This window comes from Pseudomonas sp. PKS, from assembly GCF_051913525.1.
Classification (GTDB): Bacteria; Pseudomonadota; Gammaproteobacteria; order Pseudomonadales; family Pseudomonadaceae; genus Aquipseudomonas; species Aquipseudomonas guariconensis_D.
This window is the reverse complement of the sequence record NZ_JBEGDO010000005.1, coordinates 222,842-235,188: the sequence shown is the minus strand read 5'-3', so window position 1 is coordinate 235,188 and position 12,347 is coordinate 222,842. Positions and strand designations below refer to the sequence as shown.

10 protein-coding genes are annotated in these 12,347 nt (G+C 62.6%); 5 read left to right on the top strand and 5 right to left on the bottom strand.

What is annotated here, in order from left to right; translation table 11 throughout:
* Window positions 1-250: 250 nt before the first annotated feature.
* Window positions 251-1,015, bottom strand: a complete 765-nt coding sequence (locus ABOA88_RS08005; RefSeq protein WP_196170440.1) for a secretin N-terminal domain-containing protein — start codon at window positions 1,013-1,015, stop codon at window positions 251-253.
* 255 nt (window positions 1,016-1,270) lie between these two features.
* On the opposite strand from ABOA88_RS08005, the gene ABOA88_RS08000 reads away from it, so the two are divergent.
* Window positions 1,271-2,713: a SulP family inorganic anion transporter gene (locus tag ABOA88_RS08000; RefSeq protein ID WP_196170439.1), complete on the top strand. Its 1,443-nt coding sequence runs from the start codon at window positions 1,271-1,273 to the stop codon at window positions 2,711-2,713.
* Window positions 2,714-2,850: 137 nt separating this feature from the next.
* Here the strand turns inward: ABOA88_RS08000 and fusA are convergent, their stop codons facing one another.
* Window positions 2,851-4,962, bottom strand: a complete 2,112-nt coding sequence (fusA, locus tag ABOA88_RS07995) for an elongation factor G (RefSeq protein ID WP_196170438.1) — start codon at window positions 4,960-4,962, stop codon at window positions 2,851-2,853.
* Between the two features lie 149 nt (window positions 4,963-5,111).
* Here fusA and dsdA point away from each other — a divergent pair, with 149 nt between their 5' ends.
* Window positions 5,112-6,473, top strand: a complete 1,362-nt coding sequence (gene dsdA, locus ABOA88_RS07990; RefSeq protein WP_367851895.1) for a D-serine ammonia-lyase — start codon at window positions 5,112-5,114, stop codon at window positions 6,471-6,473.
* Window positions 6,474-6,495: 22 nt separating this feature from the next.
* On the opposite strand, the gene ABOA88_RS07985 is transcribed toward dsdA, so the two are convergent.
* Entirely contained in the window at window positions 6,496-6,924 is a 429-nt protein-coding gene (locus ABOA88_RS07985) for a hypothetical protein (protein WP_196170436.1), read from the bottom strand.
* A gap of 202 nt (window positions 6,925-7,126) precedes the next feature.
* Between ABOA88_RS07985 and ABOA88_RS07980 the strand changes: the two genes are divergently transcribed.
* Window positions 7,127-7,426 (top strand): hypothetical protein, encoded by a 300-nt coding sequence (locus tag ABOA88_RS07980; protein WP_043209175.1) that lies wholly within the window; start codon window positions 7,127-7,129, stop codon window positions 7,424-7,426.
* Window positions 7,427-7,430: 4 nt separating this feature from the next.
* On the opposite strand, the gene ABOA88_RS07975 is transcribed toward ABOA88_RS07980, so the two are convergent.
* A complete protein-coding gene (locus ABOA88_RS07975) occupies window positions 7,431-8,681 on the bottom strand; it encodes a 2-aminoadipate transaminase (protein ID WP_367851894.1) in 1,251 nt (416 codons plus the stop codon).
* 161 nt (window positions 8,682-8,842) lie between these two features.
* Window positions 8,843-9,739 (bottom strand): transcriptional regulator GcvA, encoded by an 897-nt coding sequence (gene gcvA / locus ABOA88_RS07970; RefSeq protein WP_196170434.1) that lies wholly within the window; start codon window positions 9,737-9,739, stop codon window positions 8,843-8,845.
* Between the two features lie 350 nt (window positions 9,740-10,089).
* Between gcvA and ABOA88_RS07965 the strand changes: the two genes are divergently transcribed.
* Together ABOA88_RS07965 and ABOA88_RS07960 are read left to right on the top strand one after the other, a co-directional pair.
* Window positions 10,090-11,481, top strand: coding sequence for an amino acid permease (locus tag ABOA88_RS07965; RefSeq protein WP_367851893.1), 1,392 nt, complete (start codon window positions 10,090-10,092; stop codon window positions 11,479-11,481).
* A gap of 102 nt (window positions 11,482-11,583) precedes the next feature.
* A complete protein-coding gene (locus ABOA88_RS07960; RefSeq protein ID WP_196170432.1) occupies window positions 11,584-12,081 on the top strand; it encodes a PaaI family thioesterase in 498 nt (165 codons plus the stop codon).
* Window positions 12,082-12,347 lie beyond the last annotated feature (266 nt).

The window sequence follows — 12,347 nt, the reverse complement described above, 5'->3', positions numbered from 1 at the left end:
TTGCAGTCACTATCCCGTCGAACCGCCTTGTGGGCCGTATAGACACGAGACGCCTCCAGGGGTAAGGAGGAGCGCGTCTCGAAGGCCCTTGCCAGGGCCTCTGATTAGCGGGAGCGAGGCCATCATGCCCTTGGGAAAAAGTGCCTGTCAAATGTTTTGTAGTGGTTTTTTTCGCTTACTACATCTTTGGTCTAATGCGACTCCTCGGTCAGTTTCAAGGCCTTTGGTCGAGGCCTTGAATTGCCTGGGATCAGTCAAGAAGGTCGACTTTGACGCGCAATGTCATGTTTTCACCCCGTTGGGTGCTGTAGGTGTAGCTTGAGGCACTGCGTTCGGCTTGGCTCTGCTGATTGAACCCGGCCAGGGTAATCCACTCGCCGAGCTTGCCGGTGATGGTCGTGTCGGTGCTTTGAACCTTTACTACATCCTGACGTTCAAGGCTCATTCGGTCATTATTGGTGCTTATTTGTAGACGAACCGTATCGCCGCTCAGGCTCGGCGTGACATAGAAACCTTGGGTGACATTGCGGTATTCAGTGTCGCTCTGAATGCGTCCGTAGCCGTCGGTGCTGGTACTGGTGATGGGGATGCTCTGACCGATCTGGATCAACGCCGGCTGGCCTTCACTGGCCTGGATCTGCTGCATCCCGCCCTCACGGTTGCTCGTGCCGTAATGGATGATGCGGGCGTTGCCACGGTTGTCCTGGAAGTTGCTGTCGTCGTTGTCGACGCTGATCAACAGGCGCTTGGGCGCGGTGTCGAGCTGTTGCAGCAGAGCGCGCAGGTCATCGATGCGTTCGGGGCTGGCGTTGACGATCAGCTTGTTCTCGAAGGCGCTGACGGTGCCGTCCTTGCCCAGGAATGATTGAGCGGTAGGCAGCAGTTCGGCGCTGGTGCGATGTTGCAGCGGCAGCACCTCGGTGGCCGCCTGGGCGGTGAGGCTGACGGCCAGCAGGAAAGAAGTGATGAAGGGGCGTAGCGGCATGTCCATGATCTCCGCAGGTGGAATGATCATGATGGCAAATTTGTCGCGCCTCTGCTGGGTCTGGATCACATGCTGGGATCACCGCCAACATCGCCGCCTCAGTGAACTTGTCGAAGAGTTCGGCGCGCCTAGACATGCTGCGGGCACTGGGCCTGGCGGTACAGAGTCGCGAGCACGTGTGCTGAGCTGCCGGGCGGTGGTCGCTATCGGGCAAATCTCGTAACATCGCGCCCCTCGATTTTCAGCCCGGATCGCCTTTGGATCCGGACACGACACAGGACCCCCATGAAACCTGCCCGACTTCGCGCCGACGTGCTCGCTGGCCTGACCACGTCTTTCGCCCTGGTGCCTGAGTGTATCGCCTTCGCCCTGGTGGCCCACCTCAACCCCCTCATGGGCCTGTACGGCGCCTTCATCATCTGTACCTTGACCGCGCTGTTCGGTGGACGTCCCGGGATGATCTCCGGCGCCGCAGGCTCCATGGCGGTGGTGATCGTCGCCCTGGTGGTACAGCACGGTGCCCAGTACCTGCTGGCCACGGTACTGCTCGGTGGGGTGGTGATGATCCTGTTTGGTGTACTGCGCCTGGGCAAACTGGTACGCCTGGTGCCGTATCCGGTGATGCTCGGGTTCGTCAACGGCCTGGCGATCGTCATTGCCCTGGCCCAGTTGGAGCACTTCAAGGACGGCGAGCACTGGCTCAGCGGTTCGGCGCTGTACCTGATGGTCAGCCTGGTGGCGCTGACCATGCTGGTGGTCTACGTGTTGCCGCGCCTGACCCGCGCCGTGCCCCCGGCGCTGGTCGCGATTCTTGGCGTCGGCCTGCTGGCCTATCTGCTCGGTTTGCCGACCCGCACCTTGGGCGACATGGCGCACATCGCAGGCGGCCTGCCACAACTGGCCCTGCCAGAGGTGCCGTGGAACCTTGAGACGTTGAAGATCATCGCGCCCTATGCAGTGTTGATGGCGATGGTCGGCCTGCTGGAAACCCTGTTGACCTTGAACCTCACCGATGAGATCACCGAAAGCCGCGGCTACCCCGATCGCGAATGCGTGGCGTTGGGGGCGGCCAACATGGTCTCCGGTCTGTGTGGTGGCATGGGTGGTTGCGCGATGATCGGCCAGACCGTGATCAACCTCAGCTCCAATGGCCGCGGCAGGCTGTCGGGCGTGGTGGCGGGCGGGATGATCCTGCTGTTCGTGCTGTTCCTCTCGCCGCTGATCGAGCGTATCCCGCTGGCGGCGTTGGTCGGCGTGATGTTCGTGGTCGCCCAGCAGACCTTTGCCTGGGCATCGCTTCGGGTGTTGCGCAAGGTGCCGGTCAGCGACGTGCTGGCGATTATCGCAGTGACGGTGGTAACGGTATTGACCGACCTTGCGACCGCCGTGCTGTTTGGCATCGTTATCGCCGCGATCAACTTTGCCTGGCAGCACGCCCGCGAGCTGTATGCCGACAGCCATCTGGATGATCAGGGCGGCAAGGTATACCAGGTGCATGGCACGTTGTTCTTCGCCTCGACCACGCCGTTTCTCGACCAGTTCGACCCCGCGCGGGATCCCTCCAGTGTGACCCTGGACTGCAAGCACCTGAGCTTTGTCGATTATTCGGCGATCGCGGCGTTGAAGACCTTGCGTGAGCGTTATGCCAAGGCCGGCAAGCACCTGCGCGTGACGCACCTGTCCGAGCGCTGCAAGACGCTGCTCAAGCGGGCGGGGGAGCAGCATTGAGCGGCTTTGACGCCTGAGCCGGCGCTTTCGCGGGTAAACCCACTGCCACAGGTTCTCCGGTGTTCTTGAGATCACCGCTGTGGCGGCGGGGCGGGTTTAGCCGCGAAGCCGTCGGATCAGACAGCCAGGAGACTGGGTTATTCCCCCTTGTTCTTCTTGACGATGACGTCGGCGATGCTCGCCGGCGCCTCTGCATACTTGGTGAACTCCATCGAGTAACTAGCCCGGCCCTGGGTCATCGAGCGCATGTCGGTGGAGTAGCCAAACATCTCGCCCAGGGGCACTTCGGCACGGATCACCTTGCCTGCGGGGCTGTCCTCCGAACCCTGGATCATGCCGCGCCGACGGCTCAGGTCGCCCATGATGTCGCCCAGGTATTCCTCGGGCGTGACCACCTCGACCTTCATCACCGGCTCCAGCAGCACGGCACCGCCTTTCTGGGCCAGTTGCTTGGTGGCCATGGACGCGGCGATCTTGTAGGCCATCTCGTTGGAGTCCACATCGTGGTACGAGCCGTCGTACACCGCGGCCTTGAGGCTGATCAGCGGGTAGCCGGCCAGCACACCGTTTTGCATCTGCTCCTCGATGCCTTTCTGGATCGCGGGAATGTACTCACGTGGCACCACGCCGCCGACGATCTCGTTGATAAATTCCAGGCCTTCCTTGCCGTCGTCGCCCGGCGCAAAGCGGATCCAGCAGTGGCCATACTGGCCGCGACCGCCGGACTGGCGGATGAAGCGCCCCTCGATTTCGCAGGTGTTGCGGATCTTCTCGCGGTAGGCCACCTGCGGCTTGCCGATATTGGCCTCGACGTTGAACTCGCGGCGCATGCGATCGACGATGATGTCCAGGTGCAGCTCACCCATGCCTGAGATGATCGTCTGGCCGGTCTCCTCGTCGGTCTTGACCCGGAACGAAGGGTCCTCCTGGGCCAGCTTGCCCAGGGCAATGCCCATTTTTTCCTGGTCAGCTTTGGTTTTGGGCTCAACGGCCACGGAAATCACCGGGTCGGGAAAATCCATGCGTTCGAGGATGATCGGCTTGTTCATGTCGCACAGGGTGTCGCCGGTGGTGACATCCTTCATGCCGATCAGCGCAGCGATGTCGCCGGCGCAGACGTTCTTGATCTCGGCGCGCTGGTTGGCGTGCATCTGCACCATGCGCCCGACCCGTTCCTTCTTGCCCTTGACCGAGTTGAGCACGGCATCGCCGGAACTGAGCACGCCAGAATAGACGCGGGCGAACGTCAAGGTGCCCACGAACGGATCGGTGGCGATCTTGAAGGCCAAAGCCGAGAACGGTTCGTTGTCGTCGGCGTGGCGCTCCAGGTGCTTTTCCTCGTCATCTGGGTCGACGCCCTTGATCGAGGGAATCTCGCTGGGGGCGGGCAGGTAGTCGATCACGGCATCGAGCATCAGTGGCACGCCTTTGTTCTTGAAGGACGAGCCGAGGATGGTCGGCACGATCTCGTTGGCCAGGGTGCGCTGGCGCAGCCCGGCCTTGATTTCGTCAACGCTCAGCGCTTCACCCTCGAGAAACTTCATGGTCAGCTCGTCATTGGCTTCGGCGGCGGCTTCGACCATGTGCGCGCGCCATTCATCGGCCAGGGCGCGCAGCTCGGCGGGAATCTCCTCTTCGCGATAGCTGGTGCCCTGGTCGGCGTCGTTCCAGTAGATGGCTTTCATCTTCACCAGGTCGACCTGCCCGACGAAGTGCTCCTCGCTGCCGATGGCCAGCTGGATCGGCACTGGGTGGTGGCCCAGGCGCTGGTCGATCTGCTTGACCACCCGCAGGAAATCCGCGCCCTGGCGGTCCATCTTGTTGATGTAGGCCAGGCGCGGCACGTGGTACTTGTTGGCCTGGCGCCAGACCGTCTCGGACTGCGGCTCGACGCCGTCGGCGCCGCTGAACACCACCACTGCGCCGTCGAGCACGCGCAGCGAGCGCTCCACCTCGATGGTGAAGTCGACGTGGCCGGGGGTGTCGATGATGTTGAAGCGGTACTTGTCGGCAAATTGCTTGGTCGAGCCCTGCCAGAACGCCGTGGTCGCCGCCGAGGTGATGGTGATGCCGCGCTCCTGCTCCTGGGCCATCCAGTCCATGGTGGCGGCGCCGTCATGAACTTCGCCCATCTTGTGGTTGACCCCGGTGTAGAACAGGATGCGTTCGGTGGTGGTGGTCTTGCCGGCGTCCACGTGGGCGACGATGCCGATGTTGCGGTACAGCTCGATGGGAGTCGTGCGGGCCATGGTCATTCACCTGTGGGTGAGCGGGTTCTCCCAAGGTAGCAGACGATGGCGCTGCTGATGGGGCCCTGGCCAAGTATCCGACGGTTGCCAAGGGGGGCTCATGTGCCGCCTAATCCAGGCCCTGCCTACTGATCCGCCTGGAGTCGCCCATGGCCCTCGAAGTACCGCTGCAGACCTGGTGTCAGCAGCACCCGTTGATTGCCGACCTGGTGCGCCACGCCCCGGTCGCTTGGTTCAATCCTCGCGTCGCACCGTGTGCCCAGGCGTTGGGCGATGTACCGCTGGGGGCAGGCGATATCGCCGAGGCCAGTGCACGGTTGACGCGTTTTGCACCGTTCATCGCCTCGGCCTTCCCGCAGACCCAAGCCGCTGGTGGGTTGATCGAATCGCCATTGTTGCCGTTGCCCAGCCTGCAGGCCGCCTTGTGCGATGAGCTCGACATTGCGCCGCTCGGCACGCTGTGGCTCAAGGCCGACAACCTGCTGCCGATCTCAGGCTCGATCAAGGCCCGTGGCGGTATCTATGAAGTGCTCAAGCACGCCGAGGGTCTGGCCCTGGCCGGCGGCCTGCTCAAGCCTGGGGATGATTACGCAACGCTCGACAGCGACGCGGCGCGGGCCTTCTTCAGCCAGTACAGCATCGCCGTCGGCTCGACCGGCAACCTGGGGTTGTCCATCGGGGTCATGGGCGCGCGCCTGGGGTTGCGCACGACGGTCCACATGTCCGCCGATGCCCGTCAATGGAAGAAGGATCGCTTGCGGGCCTGTGGCGTCAAGGTGCGCGAATACGATGCCGACTACGGCGTCGCGGTCGAGCAGGGGCGGCGCGAAGCCGATACCGATCCCAAATGCCACTTCGTCGATGACGAAAATTCCACCGACCTGTTCCTGGGCTATGCCGTGGCGGCCGAACGCTTGCGCGGGCAGTTGCAGGCGGCGGGCATCGTCGTCGATGCCGAGCACCCGCTGTTCGTCTATCTGCCCTGTGGCGTGGGCGGTGGCCCAGGGGGCGTGGCCTTTGGCTTGAAGCAGGCGTTCGGCGATGCGGTGCATTGCCTGTTCGCCGAGCCCAGCCATTCGCCGTGCATGCTGTTGGGGGTGTACACCGGTTTGCATGAGCAGGTGTCGGTCTATGACTTCGGCTTGGACAATCACACCGCCGCCGACGGGCTGGCGGTCGGCAGGCCTTCAGGGTTTGTCGGCCGGGCCATGCAGCGCTTGATCGACGGCTATTACACTGTCAGCGATGCCGAACTGTTCCGCTTGCTGGCGCTGGTGGAGCAACTAGAAGGGCTGGCGTTGGAGCCTTCGGCGCTGGCGGGAGTGCCAGGCATGGGCCGGGTGTTGCTGGAAAACCAAGGCTATCGTCAGCGTCTGGGGCTGGATGAGCGGCGCATGGCCAATGCCACCCACCTGGTCTGGGCGACGGGCGGCAGCATGGTGCCGCGTGAGGAGATGGATGCTTATCTGGAAAAAGGCCGTGCCATCGTGCATGGCCGCCAGGGGCGCTAAGCCCGGCGGCCAGGCGCCCGGGTCAGTCGGCCAGGGTTTGCAAGAGCCACTGGCCGTCGGTTTCGCGGGCCAGGCCGCTGGCCGGCAGCAGGGCTAGCAGACGCTCGTGCAGGGCGGTTTCGGTGAACGTCTTGACGGTGGCCAGCTCCAGCGCGCCAGTCAGTGGCAGATCGTTCTTGGTGTAGGACAGCCAGGCCTTCTTCAGCACCAGCAGGACATCGCTCCCCGCGGTGTTGGCGAAGCGCCGGTGCACGGTACGGCCTTCGAGTGCGAAGGTGTGCTGGTGGCTGTAGCCACTTTCGTCGCCACCCCGTTCTAGGCAGCGGTGGCAACGGCAGGCGCCTTCGCCGAAGGCATTGCGCAGGTAGGCGTTGAAGTCCACGACGGGCTTGAGACTCAGGCGTTTGTCGACTTCGAACAGGTCGGCGATCAGGGGTTCTTCGGCGCTCACTCGGGATCCTCGTGTGGTGGGGCGTGCATCGGCGGGCACCCTAACAGATTTCGGGGCCGCGGTCTCGGGACGGGCGGATGCCTGTGAACGAGCCGTTTGCCTGGGCAAATGCGCGCGCGGTACTCGCGCGCGCGCATCGCCTGCCGTAACCTACGCACCCTTGGCGCCTGATGCGCCGTCCCTTTCCTGCGAGGCAATCCGATTGAGCAAGTACCCCTACATCGCCACCGTGACCGTCAGCGCCGAAGACCGTGGGGGTGATGCCGAAGCCATGGAAAACCCCAACATGCGCGTAGGCCTGGAAGCAGTCACCGAAACGCTGAAGAAGGTGCACTTCGTCGGCACCCTGGCTGCGCCGGAAAAGTCTGCCACGCACATCTGCGTGACGCTGGAGAACGGCCTGACCTACTACGGCCCGATCGTCAACGGCCATGCCGAACTCGAAGGCGGCTGGATCGCCTTCGAGTCCGACATGCTCACCCCCGAAGAGTTGGGCCTCTAACGCGTCAGCCCAGCGCGGCGAGGCACTGTTCGAGGATATCCAGGCCTTCTTCGAGGACCTGCGGCTCTATCGTCAGCGGTGCCAGCAGGCGAATGATGTGCCGCGCCTTGCCGCTTGGCATCAACAGCAGGCCTTTGGCGCGGGCCGACTCGAGTACCTTGGCCAGCTGCGCTGGCGCGGGGCTGCCGTCGGTGTTGACCAGCTCCAGCCCGCGCATCGCTCCGGTGCCGGTCAGGCGACCTAACGCCGACGTCAGCCCGGTGGCCTTCCAGCGCTGGTAGCGGCCCACGATGGCCTGCTCCTGGCGCTCTCCCCAGGTCGCGAGATTCTCGTCGGTCATCTGCTCCAGGCTGGCCAAAGCCGCCGCGCAGGCGATCGGGTTGCCCGAATAGGTGCCACCCAGGCCGCCCTTGGGCAGCGAGTCCATGACCGCCTTGCGGCCGACCACCGCGCCCAGTGGCATGCCGCCGGCGATGCTCTTGGCCAACAGCAACAGGTCAGGCTCGATGCCCAGGCGAGGGAAGGCGAAGCGCTGACCGGTGCGGCCGAAGCCAGACTGGATCTCGTCGATGATGATCAGGATGCCGTGCTCGTCGCAGAAGCGGCGCAATGCTTGGGCAAAGGTCGGGTCCAGCGCCAGGAAGCCGCCTTCGCCTTGCACGGGCTCGAAGATGAACGCTGCGACGTCTTCCACCGCCAGCTCCACACTGAACAGCCTGTCCATCGCCTTGAGCGCCTGCTCGCAGGTGACGCCGGTGTCGGCGCTGGGGTAGGGCAGGTGGTAGACCGGCCCGGGCAATTCACCCACGCGTTGCTTGTATGGCGCGACCTTGCCGTTGAGGTTGAGGGTGGCCAGGGTGCGACCATGGAAACCACCGTCGAAGGCCACGATGGCGCGCTTGCCGGTGGCGCCTCGGGCGACTTTCAGCGCGTTTTCCGCGGCCTCGGCGCCGCTGTTGGTGAGCATCCCCGCCAGGGGGTAGCTCACCGGTACGAAGTGCTGTAAACGCTCCATCAGCGCCAGGTAGGGGCCATGGGGGGCAGCATTGAATGCATAGTGGGTCAGGCGTGTGGCCTGGGTCTGGATGGCCTGGACCACGGCCGGGTTGCAATGGCCCAGGTTCAGAACGCCGATACCGCCGACAAAGTCGATGTAACGTGTGCCGTCGGTGTCCCAGACTTCGGCATTGCGGCCATGGGAAAGTGTAATCGGATGAACAATTGCAATGGACTGGCTGATACTTTCCTGATTCATGTGCACGCAAACCTTGGTTTGATTTTCTTATTATCCAAGCGCGGCGAAGTGTCATTTCGCAAACGAATTATTCGATTGCGGTCATTCCAAAAATTCTTGTTTTCACGGGCGATCTTGCTGTGCAGCCCATCGCGGCCTGTCGCCAGCGCCCACACTAAACTTCAGTCGCCCTGTGCCACTCGCTCCAGGATCCACTGCACGAACGCTCGCACCTTCGGTACCTCCGCCGCATGCTCGGCGTGAGCGATGAAGTGCTTGCCATTGCTGGGTACCGGGTGGTCCCAGGCCACCACCAGCTTGCCTTCGGTCAGCTCTTCAGCGACCAGGTATCGCGGGATCAGGGCGATGCCGCAACCTGCGATGGCGGCGCGGATGCACAGGTAGAACGTGTCGAAACGTGGGCCGTGATAGCTGTTTTCGCTGTGCAGCCCAAGGCCCAGGAACCACTCGTGCCAGGCCTCAGGCCGCGAAGCGCATTGCAGCAGGCGGTGCTGGGTCAATGCTTCGGCGCTGTCGAAGCGGTGTTGGGCCCGTAGCGATGGCGCACACACCGGCACCACCTCCTCGCTGAACAGTTCGATGCACGTCGCGCCAGGCCAGGTGCCCTGGCCGAAGAAAAAGGCGATGTCCGCCCTGGATTGCACCAGGTCGAAAGGTTCCAGCTCGTTGCGGATATCCAGGTGGATGCGCGGGTGGCGATCGCCGAAACCCTTGAGCCTGGGCACCAGCCAGCGGGCTCCGAACGTCGGCTGGGTGGCGATGCGCAGCACCTCGGTTTCATCGCCGTAGCTCAGGATGTAGCGGCTGGAGATGTCGATCTGGGTGAGGATCTTGTTCACTTCGGTCAGGTACAGCGCGCCGGCCGGTGTCAGTTGCAGGCGCCTGCGGATTCGCTGGAACAGCGGATGCGCCAGCATGTCCTCCAGTTGGGCCACTTGCTTGCTCACGGCGCTCTGGGTCAGGTGCAGTTCCTGCGCCGCCCGCGTGAAGCTCAGATGGCGAGCGGCCGCTTCGAAGCATTGCAGGGCGGTGGAAGAAGGCATCAGGCGTTTTGACATGAGCGGTGAGTACCCCGTGAATTTGGAAGGATTTCATTCCGCAATGGAATCATGTGCTTCGAAAAGGTCGTTTGTTGACTTCGTCTTATTAGATTAATACTGACCTGCATCAACGATGACAACCCGCTGTTGAAACAGGAGAAGAACAATGACTGTCGACGCGTTCGAACGTCTCGGCGCGCCTGAATGTTTATTTGCCATCGGCAAATACCAGCGTCCGACTGCACGGCATCGATAAGGGCCTGCGCCTGATCTGATCGAAAACAACAAGAACACGAAAGCAACGATTTTTGCCTTCTGCTCCCTTTTCAGCCGCCGCTGGCGGCGGCCGACCCATTCGAGGGTTCCCCATGGCATCGCCACACCAAAAGAAACAGCGCTCGCTGCAACACGGCCTGACCTCGCGTCAGGTCTCCATGATTTCCATTGCCGGCATCATCGGGGCCGGTCTGTTCATCGGTTCTTCCAACGCCATCGCCACCGCGGGGCCCGCGATCCTGATTTCCTACGCCATGACTGGCCTGCTGGTCTTGCTGGTGATGCGCATGTTGGGCGAAATGGCGATTGCCAACCCCAACAGTGGTTCATTCTCCACCTATGCCGCTGAGGCCATTGGGCCTTGGGCGGGCTTCACCATCGGTTGGCTGTACTGGTGGTTCTGGGTGTTGATCATCCCGGTCGAAGCCATTGCCGGGGCGGACATCCTCCATGCGTACTTCCCCGGCGTGCCGTCCTGGCTGTTCGCGTTCCTGATCATGGTCGTGCTGTCGGCCACCAACCTGATCAGCGTGAAGAACTTCGGTGAATTCGAGTACTGGTTCGCGCTGGTCAAGGTGATCGCCATTCTCGCCTTCATCGGCATCTGCAGCATGGCCGTGTTTGGCGTCTGGCCGCTGGCGGAGGTCTCGGGTATCAGCCACCTGTGGGCCAGCGGTGGCTTCATGCCCAACGGCTTTGGCACAGTGCTTGGCGGCGTGTTGATTACGATTTTCTCGTTCTTCGGCGCTGAGATCGTCACCATTGCGGCCGACGAGACCGCCAACCCGAAAGACAAGATTCGCCGCGCCACCAACCTGGTGGTGTATCGCATTGCCATCTTCTACCTCGCCTCGATCTTCCTGGTGGTGTCGCTGGTGGCCTGGAACGACCCGGGCCTGAAGGCGGTGGGGTCCTTCCAGCGCGTGCTCGAGGCACTGAATGTGCCGGGCGCCAAGCTGATGGTTGACCTGGTCGTACTGGTGGCAGTCACCAGTTGCATGAATTCCGGTCTCTACACCGCCTCGCGCATGCTCTATTCGTTGGGCGCGCGGGGCGAGGCGCCGCGGATGATCAAGCGTATCTCCGGCAATGGCGTGCCGACCGTGGCGGTCGTGTTGTCGACCCTGGCAGGTTTCGTCGGTTGCTTCGTCAACTATGTGTTGCCTGGCAAGGTGTTCGGCTTCCTGTTGTCCACCACGGGCGCCATCGCCTTGCTGGTGTACCTGGTGATCGCTGTGTCGCAATTGCGCATGCGGGCGCGTGCCGAGCGCGAAGGGACGGAACTGGCGCTGAAGATGTGGTTGTTCCCTTGGCTGACATGGCTGGTGATCGGGCTGATCGTCATGGTGCTGGGCTACATGCTGTTCAGCGATGCCTACCGCTACGAGACGCTGATGACAGCGGGGGTGACCTGCTTCATCCTGCTGATTGCCCTGGCCCGCCGGCGTGGCATGTCGGTGCTGGCCCCGGCAACGGATCGGTAGCGCAAAACGAGGCTGCCAGCGCAGCCTCGTCGTTGGCGGGGGAAGGGTGGGGCGCTACCATCGGTGGCGTCTTCTCCGCATACCAACAAGCACAGGACGCGTATGAACGAACACGTACTTTCCCAGCAGGAGCTGGCGGCCCCCGAGGGTACCTGCTACGGCTGTGGCTGCTCGCACCCCAGCGGACTGCACATCAAGAGCCATTGGGATGACGATGGAATTCACCTGGTCTGTCGCCACTCGCCCGACAGCAGCTTCATCGGCTGGCCGGGGCTGGTCTATGGTGGCTTCCTGGCCATGCTAGTGGATTGCCACTCCAACTGGACGGCCATGGCCTATCACTACCGGGTCGAAGGGCGCGAAGCGGGGAGCCTGCCGCGGATCGATTGTGTCACTGGCACCCTCAGCCTGACCTACCTCAAGCCCACGCCGATGGGCGTGGAGCTGGTGCTCAAGGCGCGTGTTGAAGGTGAGGTCGGGCGCAAGACCCGTGTCATCTGCGAAGTCTGGGCGGGCGATGTACTAACCGTGACGGCTGACTCGGTGTTCGTGCGTGTGGATACCGAAAAGCTCAAGCTCAAGGCCCATGGTTTGTCTTGAGCGCTGCTGACGGCAGGCGGTCCTGAGCCGTCTGTCGAGTGTTCAATGCCTTAATTCGTTGAAAAGCCTTACAGGCTTGTCAGTTGAGTCCTATGCGGCTCGTCTAGGTTTATGAATAGGCTGGCCTGGTCTTCACAACCGACGGTCTTGGATGTTCGCTTAATCCCACACAAAGCTCCCAATCTCGCCTTTCCGACACAGGCGAGATTCTCCTGAGCATTCGAGACTTTTCCGATCCCCTGATGCAAACGCGTGCGTGATCGCGG